The sequence below is a fragment of the Pseudomonas sp. NPDC089408 genome (assembly GCF_044749445.1).
Taxonomy (GTDB): domain Bacteria; phylum Pseudomonadota; class Gammaproteobacteria; order Pseudomonadales; family Pseudomonadaceae; genus Aquipseudomonas.
Genome location: NZ_JBIVHY010000010.1, coordinates 131,637 through 155,660 on the forward strand (window position 1 = coordinate 131,637; position 24,024 = coordinate 155,660).

At 61.1% G+C, this 24,024-nt stretch carries 19 protein-coding genes and 2 tRNA genes; 16 read left to right on the top strand and 5 right to left on the bottom strand.

Annotation, left to right across the window (positions count from 1 at the left end):
- Positions 1 to 59 precede the first annotated feature (59 nt).
- The 15 genes from ftsH to ACIP02_RS17650 all read left to right on the top strand — a co-directional run bounded on the left by ftsH (position 60) and on the right by ACIP02_RS17650 (position 15,196).
- Positions 60 to 1,964, top strand: coding sequence for an ATP-dependent zinc metalloprotease FtsH (gene ftsH / locus ACIP02_RS17580; protein ID WP_201200021.1), 1,905 nt, complete (start codon positions 60 to 62; stop codon positions 1,962 to 1,964).
- 8 nt (positions 1,965 to 1,972) lie between these two features.
- The gene (gene folP, locus ACIP02_RS17585) at positions 1,973 to 2,824 is read left to right on the top strand and encodes a dihydropteroate synthase (RefSeq protein ID WP_400618430.1); all 852 of its coding nucleotides are present in this window, start codon (positions 1,973 to 1,975) and stop codon (positions 2,822 to 2,824) included.
- Between the two features lie 16 nt (positions 2,825 to 2,840).
- Positions 2,841 to 4,181: a phosphoglucosamine mutase gene (gene glmM, locus ACIP02_RS17590; RefSeq protein WP_400618433.1), complete on the top strand. Its 1,341-nt coding sequence runs from the start codon at positions 2,841 to 2,843 to the stop codon at positions 4,179 to 4,181.
- Between the two features lie 65 nt (positions 4,182 to 4,246).
- On the top strand, positions 4,247 to 5,002 hold the full coding sequence (tpiA, locus tag ACIP02_RS17595) for a triose-phosphate isomerase (protein ID WP_201200014.1): 756 nt from the start codon (positions 4,247 to 4,249) through the stop codon (positions 5,000 to 5,002).
- Between the two features lie 4 nt (positions 5,003 to 5,006).
- Positions 5,007 to 5,405 (top strand): preprotein translocase subunit SecG, encoded by a 399-nt coding sequence (gene secG / locus ACIP02_RS17600; protein ID WP_016489169.1) that lies wholly within the window; start codon positions 5,007 to 5,009, stop codon positions 5,403 to 5,405.
- A gap of 21 nt (positions 5,406 to 5,426) precedes the next feature.
- Positions 5,427 to 5,512 (top strand) — tRNA-Leu (locus tag ACIP02_RS17605).
- Between the two features lie 100 nt (positions 5,513 to 5,612).
- Positions 5,613 to 5,689 (top strand) — tRNA-Met (locus ACIP02_RS17610).
- Positions 5,690 to 5,819: 130 nt separating this feature from the next.
- Entirely contained in the window at positions 5,820 to 6,278 is a 459-nt protein-coding gene (rimP, locus tag ACIP02_RS17615; protein WP_400618438.1) for a ribosome maturation factor RimP, read from the top strand.
- A gap of 59 nt (positions 6,279 to 6,337) precedes the next feature.
- A complete protein-coding gene (gene nusA, locus ACIP02_RS17620) occupies positions 6,338 to 7,819 on the top strand; it encodes a transcription termination factor NusA (protein ID WP_201200013.1) in 1,482 nt (493 codons plus the stop codon).
- A 27-nt stretch (positions 7,820 to 7,846) separates the two neighbouring features.
- Entirely contained in the window at positions 7,847 to 10,375 is a 2,529-nt protein-coding gene (infB, locus tag ACIP02_RS17625; protein WP_400618441.1) for a translation initiation factor IF-2, read from the top strand.
- 116 nt (positions 10,376 to 10,491) lie between these two features.
- Positions 10,492 to 10,890, top strand: coding sequence for a 30S ribosome-binding factor RbfA (gene rbfA / locus ACIP02_RS17630; protein ID WP_400618444.1), 399 nt, complete (start codon positions 10,492 to 10,494; stop codon positions 10,888 to 10,890).
- Positions 10,891 to 10,893: 3 nt separating this feature from the next.
- Positions 10,894 to 11,811 (top strand): tRNA pseudouridine(55) synthase TruB, encoded by a 918-nt coding sequence (gene truB, locus ACIP02_RS17635; RefSeq protein WP_400618447.1) that lies wholly within the window; start codon positions 10,894 to 10,896, stop codon positions 11,809 to 11,811.
- 147 nt (positions 11,812 to 11,958) lie between these two features.
- A complete protein-coding gene (gene rpsO / locus ACIP02_RS17640) occupies positions 11,959 to 12,228 on the top strand; it encodes a 30S ribosomal protein S15 (protein ID WP_012274241.1) in 270 nt (89 codons plus the stop codon).
- Positions 12,229 to 12,478: 250 nt separating this feature from the next.
- Positions 12,479 to 14,584, top strand: coding sequence for a polyribonucleotide nucleotidyltransferase (gene pnp / locus ACIP02_RS17645; RefSeq protein WP_400618451.1), 2,106 nt, complete (start codon positions 12,479 to 12,481; stop codon positions 14,582 to 14,584).
- Between the two features lie 261 nt (positions 14,585 to 14,845).
- Positions 14,846 to 15,196 (top strand): BON domain-containing protein, encoded by a 351-nt coding sequence (locus ACIP02_RS17650; protein ID WP_021784324.1) that lies wholly within the window; start codon positions 14,846 to 14,848, stop codon positions 15,194 to 15,196.
- A gap of 77 nt (positions 15,197 to 15,273) precedes the next feature.
- Here the strand turns inward: ACIP02_RS17650 and ACIP02_RS17655 are convergent, their stop codons facing one another.
- Complete coding sequence (locus ACIP02_RS17655) at positions 15,274 to 15,576, bottom strand: putative quinol monooxygenase (RefSeq protein ID WP_400618454.1); 303 nt, start codon at positions 15,574 to 15,576, stop codon at positions 15,274 to 15,276.
- A gap of 60 nt (positions 15,577 to 15,636) precedes the next feature.
- On the opposite strand from ACIP02_RS17655, the gene ACIP02_RS17660 reads away from it, so the two are divergent.
- The gene (locus tag ACIP02_RS17660) at positions 15,637 to 16,056 is read left to right on the top strand and encodes a VOC family protein (protein WP_201199998.1); all 420 of its coding nucleotides are present in this window, start codon (positions 15,637 to 15,639) and stop codon (positions 16,054 to 16,056) included.
- A gap of 111 nt (positions 16,057 to 16,167) precedes the next feature.
- On the opposite strand, the gene ACIP02_RS17665 is transcribed toward ACIP02_RS17660, so the two are convergent.
- From ACIP02_RS17665 to pgi, 4 genes are all read right to left on the bottom strand, one after another.
- Positions 16,168 to 19,104 carry a DUF748 domain-containing protein gene (locus ACIP02_RS17665; protein ID WP_400618458.1) on the bottom strand — a complete coding sequence of 979 codons (2,937 nt, stop codon included), beginning with the start codon at positions 19,102 to 19,104 and terminating at the stop codon, positions 16,168 to 16,170.
- Positions 19,105 to 19,182: 78 nt separating this feature from the next.
- The gene (locus ACIP02_RS17670; protein WP_400618461.1) at positions 19,183 to 20,052 is read right to left on the bottom strand and encodes an oxygenase MpaB family protein; all 870 of its coding nucleotides are present in this window, start codon (positions 20,050 to 20,052) and stop codon (positions 19,183 to 19,185) included.
- 42 nt (positions 20,053 to 20,094) lie between these two features.
- Positions 20,095 to 22,029: an acetate--CoA ligase gene (gene acs / locus ACIP02_RS17675; RefSeq protein WP_400618464.1), complete on the bottom strand. Its 1,935-nt coding sequence runs from the start codon at positions 22,027 to 22,029 to the stop codon at positions 20,095 to 20,097.
- 257 nt (positions 22,030 to 22,286) lie between these two features.
- A complete protein-coding gene (pgi, locus tag ACIP02_RS17680; protein ID WP_400618466.1) occupies positions 22,287 to 23,951 on the bottom strand; it encodes a glucose-6-phosphate isomerase in 1,665 nt (554 codons plus the stop codon).
- Positions 23,952 to 24,024: the final 73 nt, after the last annotated feature.

Genomic DNA, 24,024 nt, shown 5'->3' on the forward strand with positions numbered 1-24,024 from the left:
TATCATGCGAGGCACGGCTGCGTCGTGCGCCGGCCTCAGAGGGTAGCGAATTGAACGACATGGCAAAGAATCTGATCCTGTGGTTGATCATCGCAGCTGTCCTGGTGACGGTGATGAACAACTTCTCCAGCCCTAACGAGCCGCAGACCCTCAACTACTCCGACTTCATCCAGCAGGTCAAGGATGGCAAGGTCGAGCGTGTGACCGTCGATGGCTACATCATTACCGGCAAGCGCGCTGACGGCGACAGCTTCAAGACCGTGCGCCCGGCCATTACCGACAATGGCCTGATCGGCGACCTGGTCGACAATCACGTGGTTGTCGAGGGCAAGCAGCCCGAGCAGCAGAGTATCTGGACGCAGTTGTTGGTTGCGAGCTTCCCGATCCTGGTGATCATTGCCGTGTTCATGTTCTTCATGCGCCAGATGCAAGGCGGTGCAGGCGGCAAGGGCGGGCCGATGAGTTTCGGCAAGAGCAAGGCGCGCCTGCTGTCCGAAGACCAGGTCAAGACTACCCTGGCTGACGTTGCTGGTTGCGACGAGGCCAAGGAAGAGGTTGGCGAGTTGGTCGAGTTTCTGCGCGACCCGGGCAAGTTCCAGCGCCTGGGTGGCCGTATCCCGCGTGGCGTGCTGATGGTTGGCCCGCCCGGTACCGGTAAGACCCTGCTGGCCAAGGCCATTGCTGGTGAAGCGAAAGTACCGTTTTTCACCATTTCCGGTTCGGACTTCGTGGAAATGTTCGTCGGTGTCGGTGCCAGCCGTGTGCGCGACATGTTCGAACAGGCCAAGAAGCACGCCCCGTGCATCATCTTCATCGACGAGATCGACGCCGTTGGTCGCCACCGTGGCGCCGGCATGGGCGGTGGTCACGACGAGCGTGAGCAAACCCTCAACCAGTTGCTGGTAGAGATGGACGGCTTCGAGATGAACGATGGCATCATCGTCATCGCTGCCACCAACCGCCCGGACGTACTCGACCCTGCACTGCTGCGCCCTGGCCGTTTCGACCGCCAGGTGGTGGTCGGCCTGCCGGACATCCGCGGTCGCGAGCAAATCCTCAAGGTACACATGCGCAAGGTGCCGGTTGGCGAAAACGTCAACCCGGCCGTCATCGCCCGTGGTACCCCGGGCTTCTCCGGCGCCGACTTGGCCAACCTGGTCAACGAAGCTTCGCTGTTTGCTGCACGCTCCAACAAGCGCCTGGTCGAAATGAAAGAGTTCGAACTGGCCAAGGACAAGATCATGATGGGCGCCGAGCGCAAGACCATGGTCATGTCGGAAAAGGAAAAGCGCAATACGGCCTATCACGAGGCTGGCCACGCCATCGTCGGTCGCCTGGTGCCTGAGCACGACCCGGTCTACAAGGTTTCGATCATCCCGCGGGGTCGCGCCCTGGGTGTGACCATGTTCCTGCCGGAAGAAGACCGCTACAGCCTGTCCAAGCGTGCGCTGATCAGCCAGATCTGCTCGCTGTATGGGGGCCGTATTGCCGAAGAGATGACCCTGGGCTTCGATGGCGTGACGACTGGCGCGTCCAACGACATCATGCGTGCCAGCCAGATCGCTCGTAACATGGTTACCAAGTGGGGCCTGTCCGAGAAGCTCGGCCCGCTGATGTATGCGGAGGAAGAGGGTGAAGTGTTCCTTGGTCGCAGTGCCGGCAGCCAGCACGCCAGTGTGTCCGGCGAAACGGCCAAGCTGATCGACTCCGAGGTGCGCAGCATCATCGATCAGTGCTACGCCACGGCCAAGCAGCTGCTGATCGATAACCGCGACAAGCTCGAAGCGATGACCGAAGCGCTGATGAAGTATGAGACCATTGATGCCGATCAGATCGACGACATCATGGCTGGGCGTACGCCGCGTGAGCCGCGTGACTGGGACGATGACAAGGATTCGGGCACGCCTGCTGCCCAGAATGATCGTCCGGAATCGCCAATCGGCGGCCCGGCAGCTCAACACTAAGGGCATCTATGAGCTCAGTGCAGTACCCGACCCGGTTGCCTTGCGGCAACCGGGTTCTTGATTTGTCGCGTACCCATGTCATGGGTATTCTCAATGTCACCCCCGATTCCTTCTCCGATGGCGGGCGCTTCAACCAGCGCGACGAGGCCTTGCGCCATGCCGAGGCGATGGCTGCCGCTGGCGCCACGCTGATCGACATCGGTGGCGAGTCCACCCGCCCGGGTGCACGTGCCGTTTCGGTAACCGAAGAGCTGGAGCGCGTGGCGCCCATGGTCGAGGCGATCAACAGCCGTCTCGATGTGGTCATCTCGGTCGATACCTCCACGCCGGCCGTCATGCGGGAGTCTGCGCGCCTTGGTGCCGGGCTGATCAACGACGTGCGTGGTCTGGAGCGTGATGGCGCCCTGGATGCTGCTGCCGCTACCGGCCTGCCGGTGTGCCTGATGCATATGCGTGGCGAGCCGGGCAACATGCAGGACGATCCGCATTACGAAGATGTCACTGCCGACGTTGCGCGCTATCTTGAACAGCGTATGGCCGCTTGCGCATCGGCAGGCATCCCGGCGGAACGCATCATCCTTGACCCGGGCTTCGGGTTCGCCAAGACGCTGGCGCACAACCTGAGCCTGTTCAAACACATGGAAGCGCTCTATCGCCTTGGGCGCCCGCTGCTGGTGGGTGTTTCACGAAAGAGCATGATCGGCCTGACGCTGGAACGTCCGGTCGGTGAGCGCTTGTACGGCAGCCTGGCGCTGGCAGCATTGGCCATGACCAAGGGCGCTAGCATCCTGCGTGTCCATGACGTGGCCGAAACTGTCGATGTCGTGCGCATGATCGCTGCAGTGCAAAACGCCGAATAAGAACCTTGGAGTCCCTATGAGCAGAAAATACTTTGGTACCGACGGCATTCGTGGCCGCGTCGGCGAATACCCGATCACACCGGACTTCATGCTGAAGCTTGGCTGGGCGGCCGGCATGGCCTTCCGCAAGCTGGGCCACTGTCGGGTCCTGGTGGGTAAGGACACGCGTATTTCGGGCTACATGTTCGAGTCCGCACTTGAGGCCGGCCTGTCTGCCGCGGGTGCCGACGTGATGCTGCTCGGGCCGATGCCGACACCGGCCATCGCCTATTTGACACGTACCTTCCACGCTGAAGCCGGTATCGTCATCAGCGCCTCGCACAACCCGCACGACGACAACGGCATCAAGTTCTTCTCGGGGCAGGGCACCAAGCTGCCGGATGAAGTCGAGCTGATGATCGAGGAACTGCTCGACCAGCCGATGACCGTTGTCGAGTCGAGCAAGCTGGGCAAGGTTTCGCGCATCAACGATGCCGCTGGCCGCTACATCGAGTTCTGCAAAAGCAGCGTACCGAGCAGCACCAGCTTCGAAGGCCTCAAGCTGGTGGTCGATTGCGCCCATGGCGCGACCTACAAGGTCGCGCCAAGCGTGTTCCGCGAGCTAGGCGCCGACGTAACCGTGCTGCACGCCCAGCCTGACGGCCTGAACATCAACGAAGGCTGCGGCTCGACCCATATCGAATCGCTGCAGGCTGCCGTGCTGGTAGGCCATGCCGACCTCGGTATCGCCTTCGACGGCGACGGCGACCGCGTGCTGATGGTCGACCACACCGGCGCCATCGTCGATGGCGACGAATTGCTGTTCATCATCGCCCGCGACCTGCATGACCGTGGGAAGCTGCAGGGCGGGGTGGTGGGTACTCTCATGAGCAACCTGGGCCTTGAGCTTGCGCTGAAAGACCTGGATATCCCGTTTGTACGGGCCAAGGTCGGCGACCGTTACGTCATGGCCGAGCTGCTGGAGCGTGAGTGGCTGATCGGTGGCGAAAACTCCGGCCACGTCGTGTGCTGCAACCACACCACTACCGGCGACGCGATCATCGCCGCGCTGCAGGTGCTGATGGCGCTCAAGCGCCGTGGCGAGACCCTGTCCCAGGCCCGTCAGGCCCTGCGCAAGTGCCCGCAGGTGCTGATCAATGTGCGCTTCGGGGCGAGCAAAGTCGACCCGCTGGCGCACCCGGCGGTCAAGGAAGCCAGCGCCAAGGTCACCGAAGCTCTGGCCGGTCGTGGGCGTGTGCTGTTGCGCAAATCCGGCACCGAGCCGCTGGTGCGGGTCATGGTCGAGGGTGAAGACGAAAGCCAGGTGCGCGGCCATGCCGAAGCATTGGCCAAACTGGTCAGCGAAGTTTGTGTCTGAAGGCGCTTGCCAGCGCAGATCTGGTTGGGTAAGATCTGCGCCCACTTTGACCGACGAGGTAAAGCATGCGTCGCCCTATGGTAGCTGGTAACTGGAAGATGCACGGTACCCGCGCTAGCGTCGCTGAGCTGACCGAAGGCTTGAGCAATCTCGCCTTGCCGAGCGGAGTGGAAGTCGCGGTATTTCCACCGGCCCTGTTCATCAATCAAGTGGTTGATGGCCTAGCAGGTAAAGAAATTACTGTCGGCGCACAGAATTCTGCTGTACAACCCGAACAGGGTGCGCTGACCGGGGAAGTTGCTCCCGAGCAGCTGGTTGAAGCAGGTTGCAAGTTGGTGTTGATTGGTCACTCGGAGCGCCGCCAGATCATTGGTGAAACCGACGAAGTGCTCAATCGCAAGTTTGCAGCGGCCCAGGCCAAAGGTTTGAAGCCAGTGCTTTGCATCGGGGAAACCCTTGAAGAGCGCGAGGCTGGCAAAACGCTCGAAGTTGTCGGGCGTCAACTAAGCAGTATCATCGAAGCATTCGGTGTTAAGGCTTTTGCCAATGCAGTAATTGCCTATGAGCCTGTATGGGCCATCGGCACCGGCCTTACGGCCACGCCACAGCAGGCCCAGGATGTGCACGCCGCCATCCGCGGCCAGCTGGCGGCAGAAGATGCTGAAGTGGCTGCGAAGGTGCAGTTGCTCTACGGCGGCAGCGTGAAGGCGGCCAATGCGGCCGAACTGTTCGGCATGCCGGATATCGATGGGGGTCTCATTGGTGGGGCTTCCCTGAACGCAGACGAATTCGGTGCAATTTGTCGCGCCGCAGGAAACTGAACAAATGCTGGAAACAGTCATCGTTGTTTTTCATCTGTTGGCAGCGCTGTCGCTTGTAGTGCTGGTGCTGTTGCAACAGGGTAAAGGTGCTGAAGCAGGTGCATCTTTCGGCGCGGGTGCTTCTAATACCGTGTTCGGGAGCCAAGGCTCTGCAACGTTCCTAAGTAAATTCACTGCTATACTCGCTGCCACTTTCTTTTTGACAGCACTTGGGTTAGGATACTTCGCGAAGCAACAAGCTCACCAGCTTAGCCAAGCAGGTCTTCCAGATCCAGCTGTGCTAGAAGTGAAAGAGCCGCAAAAACCGGCAGTTAATGATGATGTACCGGTGCTCCAGCAGCAGAAGAGTGAAACCACCAATAACACGGGTGATGTACCTCCTCCGGCACAAGAGCAGAAGTAACGGGTTTCAAGTAGTAGTATTGCCGAGGTGGTGGAATTGGTAGACACGCAACCTTGAGGTGGTTGTGCCCATAGGGTGTAGGGGTTCGAGTCCCCTTCTCGGTACCAATTGAAGCTTGAGAGCCCGCTTTAGCGGGCTTTCTTGCAGGTGAAGGTTAAGATTTGACCCTCAACAGGGTTCGGTCTTATACTTTCGCCCCAGCTTTGTCGCGGGGTGGAGCAGCTTGGTAGCTCGTCGGGCTCATAACCCGAAGGTCGTTGGTTCAAATCCAGCCCCCGCAACCAGCTTCAGCGGAGCCCCTTTTCAGGGGCTTTTTGCTAACCGAACAGTTTTCGGCGTCGTTGTCCAACGGCGCTTTCAGGGATGGGCGCTTCGCCCATTTTTTATTTGCACAGCATGCACGAGGGGGTTCAGGTGTCGAGCAAGCTAGAACAGTTGCAGGCCTTGTTGGCCCCGGTTGTCGAGGGTCTGGGCTATCAGTGCTGGGGGATCGAGTTCGTTTCCCAGGGTAAGCATTCGGTACTGCGCATCTACATCGACAAGGAAGGCGGCATCCTGGTGGAGGACTGCGAAGCGGTCAGTCGTCAGGCCAGCGCCATTCTCGATGTGGAAGATCCAATCAGCAGTGAGTACACCCTCGAGGTGTCTTCTCCCGGCATGGATCGCCCACTGTTCACTTTGGAACAGTTTGCCTCGCATGCCGGCGAACAAGTGAAGATCAAGCTGCGCTCACCCTTCGAGGGTCGTCGTAACTTCCAGGGCCTTCTCCGCGGTGTGGAGGAGCAGGACGTGGTGGTCCAGGTGGACAACCAGGAATTCCTTCTGCCGATCGACTCGATCGACAAGGCCAATATTATTCCCAGTTTTGACTGAGACGTGCCGGGCCCGGCGGACTATCCGGGCCCAATGGCTTGCGCAAGGCGAGGCGTACGATGAGCAAAGAAGTACTGCTGGTTGTTGAATCGGTATCCAACGAAAAAGGTGTACCGCCCGGCGTCATTTTCGAAGCGCTGGAAGTGGCCTTGGCCACTGCAACCAAAAAACGTTTTGAGGACGAAGTCGACCTGCGTGTGGAAATCAACCGCCACACCGGTAGCTACGAGACTTTCCGTCGCTGGACCGTGGTCGACGAAAACGACCTGGACGATCCGGCGATCGAAACCTGGCTGGACAAGATCAAGGACACTCACCCTGAAGCGAAAATCGGTGACGTGATCGAAGAAAAGATCGAGTCCATCGAGTTCGGCCGTATCGCCGCGCAGACCGCCAAGCAGGTCATCGTGCAGAAGGTCCGTGAGGCCGAGCGTGCCCAGGTGGTCGATGCCTATCGCGAACGCGTTGGCGAGATCATCTCCGGTACCGTGAAAAAGGTTACCCGCGACAACGTCATCGTTGACCTGGGCAACAACGCCGAGGCCTTGCTGGCCCGCGAAGACATCATTCCGCGCGAAACCTTCCGTGTTGGCGTGCGCCTGCGTGCGCTGCTCAAGGAAATTCGCACTGAAAACCGTGGCCCCCAGCTGATCCTGTCGCGCACTGCGCCACAGATGCTGATCGAGCTTTTCCGCATTGAAGTGCCGGAAATTGCCGAGGGCCTGATCGAAGTCATGGCCGCTTCCCGTGATCCGGGTTCGCGAGCCAAGATCGCCGTCCGCTCCAAGGACAAGCGCATCGACCCGCAAGGTGCCTGTATCGGCATGCGTGGTTCGCGCGTCCAGGCCGTATCCGGGGAGTTGGGTGGTGAGCGTGTGGATATCGTCCTGTGGGACGATAACCCGGCGCAGTTCGTCATCAACGCCATGTCGCCGGCTGAAGTCGCGGCGATCATCGTTGATGAAGATGCCCATGCCATGGACATCGCCGTCGCCGAGGACAACCTGGCCCAGGCCATTGGCCGTGGCGGTCAGAACGTTCGTCTTGCCAGTCAGCTGACCGGCTGGACCCTGAACGTGATGACCGAGAAGGATATCCAGGCCAAGCAACAGGCCGAAACCGGTGACATCCTGCGCAATTTCATCGATGAACTGGAAGTCGACGAGGAGCTGGCCCAAGTGCTGGTCGACGAAGGCTTTACCAGCCTCGAAGAAATTGCCTACGTACCGTTGGAAGAAATGCTCAACATCGATGGCTTTGACGAAGATATCGTCAATGAGCTCCGCGCTCGAGCCAAGGACCGTTTGTTGACCAAGGCCATCGCTACCGAAGAAAAACTGGCAGACGCCCACCCGGCCGAAGACCTGCTCTCCCTTGAGGGCATGGACAAGGACCTGGCGGCTGAACTGGCGGTGCGCGGCGTGGTTAACCGCGAAGACCTGGCCGAGCAGTCGATCGACGATCTGCTCGACATCGACGGCATCGACGAAGAGCGTGCCGGCAAGTTGATCATGGCCGCCCGAGCCCACTGGTTCGAGTAATTAGGCGCGGCCTGAGGAGAGAAGTGCATGACGCAAGTCACGGTGAAAGAACTGGCCCAAGAGGTCGAGGCACCGGTAGAGCGCCTGCTGCAGCAGATGCGTGAGGCAGGTCTGCCGCACACCGACGCCGGTCAGGTAGTGACCGACAATGAGAAGCAGACCCTGCTGACTCATTTGAAAAGCAGCCACAAGAGCAAGGCGGAAGAGCCGCGCAAGATTACCTTGCAGCGCAAAACCACCAGCACCCTGCGTGTCGCCGGTAGCAAGAGCATCAGCGTAGAAGTACGCAAGAAGAAAGTTTTCGTTCAGCGCAGCCCGGAAGAAATCCAGGCTGAGCAGAAGCGTGAGCTGGAAGAGCGCCGCGCGGCTGAAAATGCCGCTCGCGACAAGGTCGACGCTGAAGTTCGCCAGCGCAACGAGGACCAGGCTCGCCGTCAGGCGGCCGAAGCCCCGGCTGCTGCCCCTGCGCCTGCCGCCAAGCCTGCACCAGCCCCGGCTGCTGCACCGGCCCCGGTGGTCGCTGACGCACCTGCGTCCGAAGACGCCGCAGCCCGTGCTGCCGAGCGCAAGAAGGACGAGACCCGTCGCAACGAAAGCCGCACCCGTGATGACGACCGTCGTCGTGGCGAGGCCCCTCGTGTGTCGATCAAGGTCAAGGTCAAGGAGAAGGAAAAGGCTCCGACTCCACGTGCCGCTCCGCGCACTACCGACGAAGAGAGCGATGGCGCTCGTCGTGGTCGCGGTGGCAAGGGCAAGCTGAAGAAGCGTAACCAGCACGGCTTCCAGAACCCGACCGGTCCAGTCATCCGTGACGTGACCATCGGCGAAACCATCACGGTTTCCGAGCTGGCCAACCAGATGTCCGTGAAGGGCGCTGAAGTGGTCAAGTTCATGTTCAAGATGGGTACCCCGGTTACCATCAACCAGGTACTCGACCAGGAAACCGCTCAGCTGATCGCAGAAGAGCTGGGCCACAAGGTCACCCTGGTCAGCGATACCGCCCTGGAAGACTCGCTGGCCGAATCGCTGAAGTTCGAAGGCCAGACCGAGTCGCGCGCGCCGGTGGTTACCGTCATGGGTCACGTTGACCATGGCAAGACCTCGCTGCTCGACTACATCCGTCGTGCCAAGGTTGCTGCTGGCGAAGCCGGTGGTATTACCCAGCACATCGGCGCCTACCACGTGGAAACCGACCGCGGCATGGTCACCTTCCTCGATACCCCTGGCCACGCTGCGTTTACCCAGATGCGTGCCCGTGGTGCCAAGGCGACCGACATCGTCATCCTGGTGGTGGCGGCGGACGACGGCGTGATGCCGCAAACCCGTGAAGCGGTGCAGCATGCCAAGGCAGCTGGCGTTCCACTGGTTGTTGCCGTGAACAAGATCGACAAGCCGGGTGCTGACCTCGATCGCATCCGTAACGAACTGTCGGTCGAAGGTGTGACCTCCGAGGAATGGGGTGGTGACACGCCATTCGTCAAGGTTTCGGCGAAGATGGGTACCGGTGTAGACGAACTGCTCGAAGCCGTCCTGCTGCAGGCCGAGATCCTTGAGCTGAAGGCTACCCCGACCGCTCCAGGTCGTGGTGTCGTGGTCGAGTCGCGCCTGGACAAGGGCCGTGGCCCAGTGGCAACCATCCTGGTTCAGGACGGTACCCTGCGTCAGGGCGACATGGTCCTGTGCGGTTCCAACTATGGCCGCGTGCGTGCCATGCTCGACGAGAACGGCAAGCCTGTGAAGGAAGCCGGCCCGTCGATCCCGGTCGAAATCCTCGGCCTGGACGGTACCCCGGAAGCCGGTGACGAGCTGTCCGTGGTGGCTGACGAGAAGAAAGCCCGCGAAGTTGCCCTGTTCCGTCAAGGCAAGTACCGCGAGGTCAAGCTGGCCCGTGCTCACGCCGGCAAGCTGGAAAACATCTTCGAGACCATGGGTCAGGAAGAGAAGAAAACCCTCAACATCGTTCTCAAGACCGATGTGCGCGGTTCTCTGGAAGCACTGCAGGGCTCGCTCGGCGGCCTGGGCAACGACGAAGTGCAAGTGCGCGTGATTGGTGGTGGTGTCGGTGGTATCACCGAGAGCGACGCCAACCTGGCACTGGCTTCGAACGCAGTACTGTTCGGCTTCAACGTGCGTGCCGATGCCGGTGCGCGCAAGATCGTCGAGCAGGAAGGTCTGGATATGCGTTACTACAACGTGATCTACGACATCATCGAAGACGTCAAGAAGGCCCTGACCGGTATGCTTGGCAGCGATGTTCGCGAGAACATCCTGGGTGTCGCCGAAGTACGTGACGTGTTCCGTTCGCCGAAGTTCGGCGCCATCGCTGGCTGTATGGTCATCGAGGGTACCGTGTACCGCAACCGTCCGATCCGCGTACTGCGCGACGACGTTGTGATCTTCGAAGGCGAACTGGAATCGCTGCGTCGCTTCAAGGACGACGCCTCCGAAGTCCGTTCGGGCATGGAGTGCGGTATTGGCGTCAAGAGCTACAACGACGTCAAGGTCGGCGACAAGATCGAAGTCTTCGAGAAAGTCCAGGTGGCTCGTACCCTTTAAGGGCGAGCAAGCCGCAAGCGCCCGCTACAGGGCGGCTTGCGGTACCTCTTCAGGTGGCGCCCGGTCAGGCTCAGGTCTGTCCGGGCGTTTGCCGCTTTAAGTTACAGGTAGCAAGAATGGCCAAAGAATATAGCCGTACCCAACGTATTGGCGATCAGATGCAGCGCGAGCTGGCCGAGCTGATCCGCCGCGAAGTCAAGGACCCGCGTGTCGGCCTGGTGACCATCACCGCCGTGGATGTCAGCCGTGACCTGGGCCATGCCAAGGTGTTCATCACTGTCATGGGCGAGGAAACCCCGGACGCCGTGCAGCAGTCGCTGAAGGCACTGAACAGCGCTGCCAGCTTCCTGCGTTTGCACCTGGGGCGCTCGATGCAACTGCGCAGCGTGCCGCAACTGCATTTCCACTTCGATGAAAGTGTCAGCCGCGGTGTGCACCTGTCGGCGCTGATCGAGCGTGCAGTGGCCGAAGACCGCCTGCACAAGGAAACTGACGAGCCGGACACCAAGGAGTAAGCGGTGGCCCAGGTCAAACGTATCCGCCGTAACGTCAGCGGCATCATCCTGCTCGACAAGCCGCTGGGCTTTACCTCCAACGCCGCGCTGCAGAAAGTGCGCTGGCTGCTAAACGCGGAAAAGGCCGGCCATACCGGTAGCCTCGACCCGTTGGCGACCGGCGTACTGCCGTTGTGCTTCGGCGAAGCGACCAAGTTTTCGCAGTACCTGCTCGATTCCGACAAGGGCTACGAAACCGTCATGCAGATGGGGCAGACTACCAACACCGGCGACGCCGAAGGTGAGGTACTGCAAACCCGCGAGGTGACCGTTGGTCGCACCGACATCGAGGCGCTGCTGCCACGTTTTCGCGGCCCGATCAGCCAGATACCGCCGATGTACTCGGCACTCAAGCGTGACGGCCAGCCGCTGTACAAGCTGGCACGTGCAGGAGAGGTAGTGGAGCGCGAGGCGCGTTCTGTTACTATTAACCGCTTGGAGCTGCTCGAGTGCGACGGCACCCGTGCGCGGTTGAGCGTAGGATGCAGCAAAGGCACCTATATCCGTACCCTGGTGGAGGATATTGGCGAGGCCCTTGGTTGCGGCGCCTATGTCGCCGAGTTGCGCAGGACCCAGGCCGGGCCCTTCGCGCTGGCACAGACGGTCACCCTCGAGGAACTCGAACAGGCCCACGCCGAAGGTGGCAACGAAGCGCTCGATCGCTTCCTGATGCCATCGGACAGCGGCTTGCAGGACTGGCCAATGGTCAGCTTGTCCGAACACAGTGCGTTCTACTGGCTGCATGGGCAGGCGGTACGTGCGCCGGACGCGCCACAGTTTGGCATGGTCCGGGTACAGGATCACAATGCGCGCTTCATCGGTATCGGTGAAGTGAGCGAAGACGGGCGCATTGCGCCGCGTCGGCTGATTCGGTCGGAATGACCGAAACCGCAGGGTAAGGCAGTTGCCGAACCCTACGGAATCAAGGGTGGCTGTCAGTAGGCACGGTCACTCCTTTTTTATTAATACAGGGATTTGTCCCTGGCCTATTGGACCCCGCTTGCGGGATCCGTTATCAGGAGAAGCCAAATGGCCCTCAGCGTTGAAGAAAAAGCTCAAATCGTTACCGACTTCCAGCAAGCCGCTGGCGACACTGGTAGCCCGGAAGTTCAGGTTGCTCTGCTGACCGCGAACATCAACAAGCTGCAAGGCCACTTCAAGGCCAACGGTAAAGACCACCACTCCCGTCGTGGCCTGATCCGTATGGTTAACCAGCGTCGTAAGCTGCTGGACTACCTGAAGGGCAAAGACACCACTCGTTACAGCGCCCTGATCGGTCGCCTGGGCCTGCGTCGCTAATAGCGGCCAGGTCAGTGGTGTGCCTGGCGTGTCGCAAGCTTCGGCTATGCTGTTTCGCAGCATCGTCGTCGGTCACGCCACGCGTATCTCCGAGGTTGGCAGCCTGGTTGTGCTGAGCGGTTTACCGCGCAGCAGCCAGGCTCCCAGCCTCGTGTTGTATCTGGACGGTCAATGGGGCCGATTCCCCGTTCTGCCCAAGAATTCGCAAGAAACCAGTTCCCCCAAGAGCCACTGAAAAAGGTAGGAAACCGTGAACCCGGTAATCAAGACTTTCCAGTTCGGTCAATCGACCGTTACTCTCGAAACGGGCCGTATTGCCCGTCAGGCAACCGGCGCCGTGCTGGTTACCGTCGACAACGACGTCACCGTGCTGGTGACTGTGGTAGGCGCCAAACAGGCTGATCCAGGCAAGGGCTTCTTCCCGCTGTCGGTTCACTACCAGGAAAAGACCTACGCCGCCGGCAAGATCCCGGGTGGCTTCTTCAAGCGTGAAGGCCGTCCTTCCGAGAAAGAGACGCTGACCTCGCGCCTGATCGACCGTCCGATCCGCCCGCTGTTCCCGGAAGGCTTCATGAACGAAGTGCAGGTCGTCTGCACCGTGGTTTCCACCAGCAAGAAGACCGACCCGGACATCGCTGCGATGATCGGTACCTCGGCTGCCCTGGCCATCTCCGGCATTCCGTTCGAGGGCCCGATCGGCGCCGCTCGCGTTGCCTTCCATGAAAGCACCGGCTACCTGTTGAACCCGACCTACGAGCAACTGGCTGCCTCGAGCCTGGACATGGTCGTTGCCGGTACCTCCGACGCCGTACTGATGGTTGAATCGGAAGCACAAGAGCTGACCGAAGACCAGATGCTGGGTGCCGTACTGTTCGCCCACGACGAATTCCAGGCTGTTATCCAGGCTGTCAAAGAGCTGGCTGCCGAAGCCGCCAAGCCGACCTGGGACTGGAAACCTGCCGTTGCCAACACCGAGCTGTTCAACGCCATCCGCGCCGAGTTCGGCGAAGCGGTTTCGCAGGGCTACACCATCACCGTCAAGGCTGACCGCTACGCGCGCCTGGGCGAGCTGCGTGACCAGGCTGTTGCCAAGTTCTCTGGTGAAGAAGGCCAGCCTTCGGCTTCCGAAGTCAAAGACATCTTCGGCGAAATCGAATACCGCACCGTTCGCGAAAACATCGTTAACGGCAAGCCACGTATCGACGGCCGCGACACCAAGACCGTACGCCCGCTGAACATCGAGGTTGGCGTACTGCCGAAAACCCACGGTTCGGCACTGTTCACCCGTGGCGAAACCCAGGCCCTGGTGGTTGCGACCCTGGGTACTGCCCGTGACGCCCAGCTGCTGGACACCCTTGAAGGCGAGAAGAAAGACCCGTTCATGCTGCACTACAACTTCCCACCGTTCTCGGTAGGTGAGTGTGGCCGCATGGGTGGTGCTGGCCGTCGTGAAATCGGCCACGGCCGTCTGGCCCGCCGTTCGGTCCAGGCCATGCTGCCTGCCGCTGACGTGTTCCCGTACACCATCCGCGTGGTTTCGGAAATCACCGAATCCAACGGTTCCAGCTCCATGGCTTCGGTCTGCGGTGCTTCCCTGGCCCTGATGGACGCCGGTGTACCGATGAAGGCGCCAGTAGCCGGTATCGCCATGGGTCTGGTCAAGGAAGGCGACAAGTTCGCGGTCCTGACCGACATCCTCGGTGACGAAGACCACCTGGGCGACATGGACTTCAAGGTAGCTGGTACCGCCAAAGGCGTTACCGCGCTGCAGATGGACATCAAGATCAACGGCATCACCGAAGAGATCATGGAAATCGCCCTGGGCCAGGCCCTGGAAGCGCGCCTGAACATCCTCGGTCAGATGAACCAGATCATCGGTCAGTCGCGTACCGAGCTGTCGGCCAACGCCCCGACCATGATCGCGATGAAGATCGACACCGACAAGATCCGTGACGTGATCGGCAAAGGCGGCGCCACCATTCGCGCCATCTGCGAAGAAACCAAGGCTTCGATCGACATCGAAGACGATGGCTCGATCAAGATCTTCGGCGAAACCAAGGAAGCGGCAGAAGCTGCCAAACAGCGCATCCTGGGCATCACCGCAGAAGCCGAGATCGGCAAGATCTACGTCGGCAAGGTTGAGCGCATCGTCGACTTCGGCGCCTTCGTCAACATCCTGCCTGGCAAGGACGGCCTGGTGCATATCTCCATGCTGAGCGATGCTCGCGTCGAGAAAGTCACCGACATCCTGAAAGAAGGCCAGGAAGTCGAAGTACTGGTACTGGACGTGGACAACCGCGGCCGTATCAAGCTGTCGATCAAAGACGTTGCTGCGGCGAAAGCCTCGGGCGTCTAAGCGACAGACGCAACATGGAAGGGCCCTTCGGGGCCCTTTTTTTCATGCGTCGCGGGAACCTTTTGCGGACTTGCATCTTGCATGCAGGTTTACCGCGCGGATTGCAAAATGCACGAAACCGCAAATGGCGGCTTATAGTTAACCTATTGATTTACAAGGGTTTAAGCGAAACGGTAAAGCTGGCACAACGCATGCAACTACCTTCATATCTGACGCCAGGACATACGGCGCAGACCTTTCAAATAAACAGGAGTGACTCACATGAAGAAGTTCGCCATTGCTGCCGCTACTGCAACCGCTCTGACCCTGACCATGGCTAACGGTGCCTTCGCTGCCGAGCCAACCCAGGCTCCAGTCATGTTGGCTGCCAACACTGTTGACAACGCCAAGCAAGAAGGCTCCGACACTTGGATCACCACCAAGGTCAAAGCTGACCTGCTGACTGAAAAAGGCATTCCAGGCAGCGACATCAAAGTCGAGACCAGCCAAGGTGTTGTTTCCCTGTCTTCCGATGTAAAAGTCACCGAATCGCAGAAAGAAGAAGCGGTACGTATCACCAAGAACATCAAAGGCGTCAAGAGCGTGATGTCTGACGGCCTGAAAGCTGAATAAGGAATGTCCCGTCGGCCAAATGGATTTGGCCACCGTTACCGAAAGCCCTGGCCCCTGCCAGGGCTTTTTCTTTTAACTCAGCACACCGGATTACGCGCGATGACATCGCTCTCAAAGCATTCCTGCTCGACGATCAGCGGCTCCACCAGCGGTCTGCTGTCGCGGAAGTGCGCCGTCTGGGTGTGCGCCTCATAGGCGGCATCGTCGCGGTAGATCTCGTATAGATAGATCACCTCCGGGTCTGCCCGGTCTTGCGATACATCGAACACCAGGCAACCCGGCTCACTGGCCACCGAGGCTGCGGCATTGACCTTGATCGCGCTAAGGAAAGCGTCGACACATCCGGGTTTCACGCGGGTCTTGATGAACAGGCTATACACAAAGCTCTCCTTTTGTTTTAAATTCAGCATAGAATTGTATACAAAAAAGGAGCCTAGCCAATGTCCGAATTGCCTGCACGCCCTGGTCGCTTGAATGGCCTGCGCCATATTGCCTTGCTGGTACCCAACCTTGAGGAGTGCGAACGCTTCTATGTCGATGTGCTGGGCATGGAAGTGCTGAACCGCGCCAATGAAGACCTGGTGTACCTGACCTGCGGTAACGACAACCTGTCGCTGGGGCGCGGAGCAGGGGCGGCCAATGGGCTGCAGACCCTGGACCACTATGGGTTCATCGTCGATAGCGTCGAGGAGCTGGAGGCCTGGTATGCGTACTTCAAGGCCCGAGGGGTGACCTTGCTTGACCGGCCATTCAACCATGGGGACGGTGCGCGCAGCTTCCACCTGCTGGACCCGGCGGGGAACAAGGTGCAACCGCTGTATCACCCGGCGGTGTCGGGGCAGCGGTTGGTCAGTGCCTGAATTGATGTTGCCTGGTCGGGCCTCTTCGCGGGTAAACCCGCTCCTACAGGTACTGCACAGGCCTTGTAGGAGCGGGTTCACCCGCGAATGGGCCGGGCCTGCTATCAGAGATTACTCGGCATCCAGATGCATCGGCGTCACCACTCGGCCATCGCTTTCTGCCTGCCCCAGACTGGTATCGATGAAATACACCCGGTCATCTTCCAGCTTGCCCTTGTCGACCAGGTAGTCCTTGATGCTGCTGGCCCGTTCCTGGCCCAGTGCACGCAGTAACGCGGTGCTTTCGGCCCACGACTTGATCACCGCCTCGCGCAGCTTGGCAGTGCGCTCATCGCGCCCCAACTGCTCCCACTCGGCCGGCGGTTGCTGCTTCAGACGGGTGCGGTAGATGCCTTCGAGCATCGCCGGCTTGTCACTGTCATCAACAATCAGCATCGAAGCATTAGGCGGCACCTTGTCACCACGGCGCTGCAGGATCTTGTACCAGGTGGCCTGGTACTCACGCTCCAGGCGCTGTTGGGCGATCAGTGGGCCGTCGCTGGCCTGGGCGCTGGTGCCTTCGATTTCCAGGCGCAGTTCCGGGCGTTCTTTCAGCGCCGATGCCAGCTTGTCCAGCGACGACTGGGCATCGCCGCTGAGTTCGCTCGAGCCCGGTGCGAAGGCCACATTACCGAGGTCTTGCGAACCACCCCCGGTAATCAGCCCGCCAATGAACTTGAACGGCGCTTGCGCCGCGCGAAGCACCAGGTTGCGCAGGGTTTGCCAGACGATCGGCATTACGCTGAACTGTGGGTTATTGAGGTCGCCCGTCACCGGCAGCTCGATCGAGATCTTGCCCTCGGTGTCCTTCAGCAATGCCACCGCCAGGCGGATCGGCAAGTCGACCGCATCCGGGCTGTCGACTTTTTCGCCCAGTTGCAACTGCTCCACCACGACCTTGTTCTCGGCCTTGAGCTGGCCGTTGGTGATCAGGTAATGCAGGTCGAGATTGAGCCGGCCTTTGCGGATACGGAAACCGGCGAACTTGCCGGAGTAGGGGGTCAATGTGGTCAGCTCGACGCGCTTGAAGCTGGTAGCGATGTCCAGGCTGGCCAGCGGGTTGAACGGGTTGAGGGCGCCTTTGATGGTCACCGGTGCATAGCGGTCGACCTTGCCCTTGACGTCAACCTTGGCCGGTGCCGGCTTGCGGTTGTCGATGGTGCCGATCTGGCCGTTGAGCTGCTGGATGGCCGTGGCGAAGTTGGGGGTCAGCGACAGGTCGGCAAAGTTGGCCGAGCCGTCGTTGATGTCGACCTGGCCGATGTGGATGCCCAGCGGTTTGCTGTTGCTGGCCGGGGCTGATTTCGCCTGGCTGCTCGCCGGTGCGCCGGCCGGCTGCGGGATCAGCAGGTCGTTGACGTTGGTGGTGCGGTCTTCGTTGATGATGAAGCGTGCATAGGGTTGCAGCAGGGTCACCTTGTCGATCGACAGCGCATCACCATGCACGTAGGACAGGCCGTCCACGTTCACCTGCTGCCATTTGACGAAGTCGCGGCTCTTGATCGTGTCGAGGGTGTGCAACTGACTGACCTGGGCCTTGCCGGTAACATTGAAGGCCAGCGGCGCGGTGTCTTTCAGGTCGACCTTGAGATCGCTGGAGAGCATGCCGCTGCGCAGCTCCAGCAGGATGAACGGGCTGATGTAGGCCTGGGCCACGCGCAGGTCGATATCGCGGGTGCTGACATCCAGCTTGGCCCAGATCGGCGCCAGGTTGACCTGGCCGGCTGCCTGCAGCTTGCCTTGCTTGCCCACACCGGTATCGAGCTTGAGGGTGAAGGGCGTCTGGTTGAGGCTGTCAAACCCTTGCAGGTCGGCGTTGAGCGGGCCGATATCGAGGGCCACAGGCTCCTTTTGCGTACGGTCTGCCAGGTGCACCTGGTAGTTGCGCAACTGGACGTCCTTGAGCAGCACCTGCCAGGGCTTGCTCGGCTCCTTGGCCGCTTTTTCTTCAGGCCTAGGCTCGGCGGTAGCCGGCTCGGCCTTTTCTTCCGGCGTGGCTTTGGCCGGTTGGCCGGCGAACAGCTTCTGCCAATCGAGCTGGCCGTCTTTTTCCAGCGCAGCCCAGGTTTCCAGTTTTTCGCTGCGGATCTTGCCGACGGTGACCCGTTGCTTGACCAGGTCGACAGAGGTTTCGCTCACCTCCAAGCTGGCCAGGCGCGCCAGCGGGCGGCCATCCGGTGCCTTGATGGCGAACGGTGCGATCCGCACGGAGGCATTGTCCAGGAGCAGTTCTGTCTGTTTGGCGAGGTTGAGCTTGTAGTGGGTGTCGAGGCTGACCACGCCGTCTTCCAGCACCAACGGCACGGCATCGCGCACATAGGGCCAGAATGCCTTCATCTTGCCTTCGGTGATCTTCAGCGTGCCTTCAGAGGCGATCGGCACCAGGCTGAGAGTACCTTTCCAGTCGATACGCCCGCCGTTGGGGCCAAGGGCCACCAGGGACATGTCGGCATTGTCGTTGGGCAAGGTGCTGAGGTTTTTCAGCTCCAGGTTCATGTTGTCGTAGAGAAACTCGATCGGCTCGCTGGGGCGCTGGTCCTCGAAATGCAGGTAGCCATCGATCAGTTTGATGCTGCCGATGCGCAGCGGGAACGGGTCGCTGGGTGGTTCGTCGGGCTTGGCTTCACTGGCCGGCAGCTTGAACAGCCCGGTCAGGTTGAGCGTACCGTCCTTGGCGAACAGTACCTCGTTGCGCGGTTTGTCGAGCTCGACCGCTTCCAGGTGCAGGGCGCGGGCCCACAGGCTGTCGAGCGAGAGGTTGGCATATAGCCGTTCGAAGCCCACCTGCTCCTTGCCGGGTTCGCCGATCTGCAGGCCCCACAGTGTCAGCTCGAGGCTGAAGGGGTTGAGCTCGATCCGTTCGAGGTGGGCCGGTACGGTAGCGTACTGGGCCAACTGCTGATTGGCGATGCGCAGTGCGACACCGGGAAGTATGAGAAAGCCGAGCAGGCTGTAAAGGGCCACCAAGGCCACGATTGCGCCAGCGGCGCGAGTCAATCCTTTGTACATGTGTCGCTTCGTCTGTCTAAGCAGGAGTGCTTGGAGTATGGCACGTTAAATCAGTTCCGCTGGGCGGACCAACTGGCGTCAGTCGATACCCATGCGTCGCTTGGCCCGGTGCGCCGAGCCATCGCGCATCGCCCAGCGCAATACCGCTGCGGTGCGCTTCAGGCCCAGGCGGATCAGGCGCTGTTGCAGGGGCCCATGCTGCAAGTCGAGCATCACTTGGGCCCAGCCCGGTAGCAGGTCGATACCGGCGTGTAGCATCAACTTGCCGACTGGTTGAGCCAAGCGGCTGGGCGCCGGGGCGTCGAGTAGAATCCGAATCACCTCGTGGCTGCGTGCATCGCAGTGCAGTTGCGGGCGCATGCGCTGCAGGTAATCTTCCACCTGCTGGCAGGAACGTGGCACGTCTCGGGCGCCCAGGCGCTCGGCAATCAGCGCGATCTCGCTGTAGTAGGCATCCTGCTCACTGTGCGGCAGGAGCGGGTTGCGGTAACGCAAGTGGGCAGCGAGGAAGCTGCTGACCTCCGCCACATGCACCCAGGTCAGCAAGTCCGGGTCGCTGGCCGCATAGGGACGGCCGTCCGGCGCGGTACCGGTGACCTGAAGGTGAATGGTGCGCACCTTGTCGATCAGCCATTCGGCGTCGCCCGTGGCACCGAAGGTAGTCCCGGAGATGAACTGGCTGGTACGGCGCAAGCGGCCGAGCAGGTCTTCACGGAAATTGGAATGGTCCCAAACACCGGCCAATGCCAGCGGGTGCAGCAATTGCAGCATGAGTGCGCTGATGCCGCCGACCAGCATGCTGGGAAAGTCCCCATGCACCTGCCAGCTGATGCTGTGCGGGCCGAACAGCCCAGGGTCGCCCTTGGGCGATTCCAGGTCGAGCTGGCCGAGGGCCAGCCCGGTGAGGCTCATGACCTGGGTTTCGATGCGGCGACGAAGGGCTTCCATGGCGACCTGCGGGGCAGGGCGGCCATGAACAGTGGCCGCCGGTTACTGGTTGAGGCGTTTGTCGATCAGGCCCTGCACCACGCTGGGGTCGGCCAGGGTCGAGGTATCGCCCAGGTTGTCCAACTCGTTGCAGGCGATCTTGCGCAGTATACGCCGCATGATCTTGCCTGAGCGCGTCTTCGGCAGCGCCGGTGCCCACTGGATCAGCTCGGGCTTGGCGAAACTGCCGATCTCCTTGCTGACCAGCGCCAGCAGCTCGGCTTTCAGTGCGTCGTCTGGCGTTACACCATTCATGGGCGTGACGAAGGCGTACACACCCTGGCCCTTGAGGTCATGCGGGTAGCCAACCACGGCGGCTTCGGCAACGCTGTCATGCAGTACCAACGCGCTTTCCACTTCGGCAGTGCCGATGCGGTGGCCGGACACGTTGATCACATCATCGATGCGGCCGGTGATCCAGAAGTCGCCGTCGGCATCGCGGCGGGCACCGTCGCCGGTGAAGTAATAACCGGGCATGGGTTTGAAGTAGGTGTCGACCATGCGTTGGTGGTCGCCATAGACGCTGCGGATCTGCCCAGGCCAGCTAGCCTTGATGACCAGCAGGCCGGCGCCGGGGCCTTCGATCAGTTGGCCTTTTTCGTCCAGCAGCACCGGTTGCACACCGAACATGGGCTGGGTGGCGCAGCCAGGCTTGAGCGAGGGTGAGCCAGGCAGCGGGGTCAGCATGATGCCGCCGGTTTCGGTCTGCCACCAGGTATCGACAATCGGGCAGCGCTTCTGCCCAACTTCCTCGAAGTACCACTCCCAGGCTTCTGGGTTGATCGGCTCGCCGACACTGCCCAGCAGGCGCAGGCTTTTGCGCGTGGTGCTCTGCAGCGGTGCCGAACCTTCGCGCATCAGCGCGCGCAGGGCGGTCGGGGCGGTGTAGAAGATGTTCACCTGGTGCTTGTCCACCACCTGCCAGAAGCGCGAGGTGTCCGGGTAGTTGGGCACGCCTTCGAACATCAGCGAGATCGCACCATTGGCCAGCGGGCCATAGACGATGTAGCTGTGGCCGGTGACCCAGCCGACGTCGGCGGTGCACCAGAACACTTCGCCGTCCCGGTAATCGAACACTACGTCGAAGGTCATGGTCGCCTGCAGCAGGTAGCCGCCGGTGGTGTGCAGCACGCCTTTGGGTTTACCGGTGCTGCCAGAGGTATAGAGAATGAACAGCGGGTCTTCGGCTTCCATCGGCTCGGGGGCGCAATCGTCGCCAGCCTTTTCCGTGGCCTCGAGGTACCAGAGGTCGCGGCCCTCGGCCCAGGCAACCTCGCCACCGGTGCGGCGCACCACGAAGACGCTGCTGACTGCGGGGCAGCTGGCCAGGGCCTTGTCGACGTTGTGTTTGAGCGGGATGCGCTTGCCACCGCGCACGCCTTCATCGGCGGTGATCACGGTGCGGCAGTCGGCATCGAGAATGCGGTCGCGCAGGGCATCGGGGGAGAAACCGCCGAACACCACCGAGTGGATGGCGCCGATACGGGTGCAGGCGAGCATGGCGAAGGCGGCTTCGGGGATCATCGGCATGTAGATGCACACCCGGTCGCCTTTCTTCACGCCGCGTGCTTTCAGGGCGTTGGCCAGGCGGCAGACCTGGCGGTGCAGCTCGCGGTAAGTAATGGCCTTGGAATCTTTCGGGTCGTCACCTTCCCACAGCAGGGCGGTCTGTTCGCCGCGCCGGGCCAGGTGGCGATCGATGCAGTTGTAGCTGACGTTGAGCTGAGCACCGTCGAACCAGCGCGCCTTGCCGGTTTTCAGGTCGCATTGCTGCACGCTTGACCAGGGCTTGATCCAGTCCAGGCGTTTGGCTTGTTCGGCCCAGAAACCGTCGGGGTCGTCGACCGACTGGCGGTACAGGCGTTGGTAGTCGTCGGGAGTGAGGGCGGCGGCCTGGCTGACGGCCAGGGCCTGGGGGTAATTGCGGATATCGAACATGGCGGGTGGTCCTGCTCTTGTAAGGGGCGAGGGACTGCAACGGCTATTCGATAGGACAGTGTAGCTGGGGGAGGTGTTCCGCCTGTGCCGGCCCCACAGTTGAAGTTTGTGCGGTCCCTGTAGGAGCGGCCTTGCGTCGCGATGGGCCGCAACGCGGCCCCAGGATTTCAGCACTGGTGCATCAATTGTTGGGGCCGCTTTGCGGCCCATCGCGACACAAGGCCGCTCCTACACAGAGCGACTGTGTGGCGTTGGGATCACCCGCGGTGACGGCCGCGGAAGTAGTTGATCAGGCCTTGGGTCGAGCCATCTTCAGCGCTGTCTTCCAGGCTGCCGACCAAGCGCTGGTAAACGCCCTTGCCCAGTTCCTTGCCCAGCTCCACGCCCCACTGGTCAAAGGCGTTGATACCCCAGATCACGCTCTGCACGAACACCTTGTGCTCGTACATCGCCACCAACGCGCCCAAGCGGCGCGGGCTGATGCGCTCGACCACCAGCGTGTTGCTCGGGCGGTTGCCCGGGATCACCTTGTGCGGGGCCAGCTTTTCGATGTCCGCTTCGTTCAGGCCTTTGCCACGCAGTTCGGTTTCGGCTTCTTCGCGGGTTTTACCCAGCATCAGCGCCTGGCTCTGCGACAGGCAGTTGGCATACAGCCACTGGTGATGGTCGGCTACTGGGTTGAAGCTCACGACCGGCACGATGAAGTCGGCCGGAATCAGCTGGGTGCCCTGGTGCAGCAACTGGTGGTAGGCGTGCTGGCCGTTACAGCCGACGCCACCCCAGATGACCGGGCCGGTATCGGTTTTCACCGGGGTGCCATCTTGCAGCACGCTTTTGCCGTTGGACTCCATGTCCAGCTGCTGCAAGTGCTTGGTGATGTTACGCAGGTAATGGTCGTAGGGCAGGATCGCGTGACTGCTGGCGCCCCAGAAATTGCCATACCACACGCCCAGCAGGGCCAGCAGCACGGGCATGTTCTTGTCGAACGGCGCGGTCTGGAAATGCTGGTCCATGGTGTAGGCACCGGAAAGCAGCTCCTTGAAGTTGGCGGTGCCGATGGCCAGGGCGATTGGCAGACCGATGGCCGACCACAGCGAGTAGCGGCCACCCACCCAGTCCCACATCGGGAAGATGTTCTCTTCGCGGATGCCGAAGGCCACGGCGGCGGCCTTGTTGCTGGAGACCGCAATGAAGTGGCGGTACAGCTCGGCTTCCGATCCGCCCTGGGCCAGGTACCAGGTGCGTGCGGCCATGGCGTTTTTCAGGGTCTCGAGGGTGTTGAACGACTTCGACGAGACGATGAACAGGGTGGTTTCGGCGCGCAGGTTGGCCGACAGCTCGTGGAACTCGCTGCCGTCGATGTTGGCCAGGTAGTGGCAGCGCACGCCGCGCTGGGCGTAGGGCAGCAACGCCTCGGAGACCAGCTCGGGGCCGAGGAACGAGCCGCCGATGCCGATGTTGACCACGTCGGTGATCGGCTTCTCGCTGTAGCCACGCCACAGGCCGTCATGGATGCGGCCAACCAGTTCGGTGATCTGGTTGAGTACCTTGTGCACTTCCGGCATGACGTTCACGCCGTTGACGCTGAGTTTGTCACCTACGGGTCGGCGCAGGGCGGTATGCAGCACCGGGCGGCCTTCGGAGGCGTTGATGATTTCGCCGCTGAACATCGACTTGATGGCGTCCTGCAGGCCCACTTCGTTGGCCAGGTTGACCAGCAGGTCGCGGCTTTGTTCAGTAATCAGGTTTTTCGAATAGTCGAGGAACAGACCGCAAGCGCTAAGGGAGAACTGGTCGAAGCGCTTGGCATCGGCGGCAAAGGCTTCGCGCATGCTGAAGCTCTGCATGGCATCGCGGTGTTGCTGAAGCGCCTGCCAGGCGGGCAGGGCCGTCACATCGTGGGGAGTACGGTAATACGCCATTGCGCGGGGTTCCCTTGGTGCGTGGTGAGACCTTGGACACGGCAGTCGTTGCCGGGTTCAGGCTGGCATCATT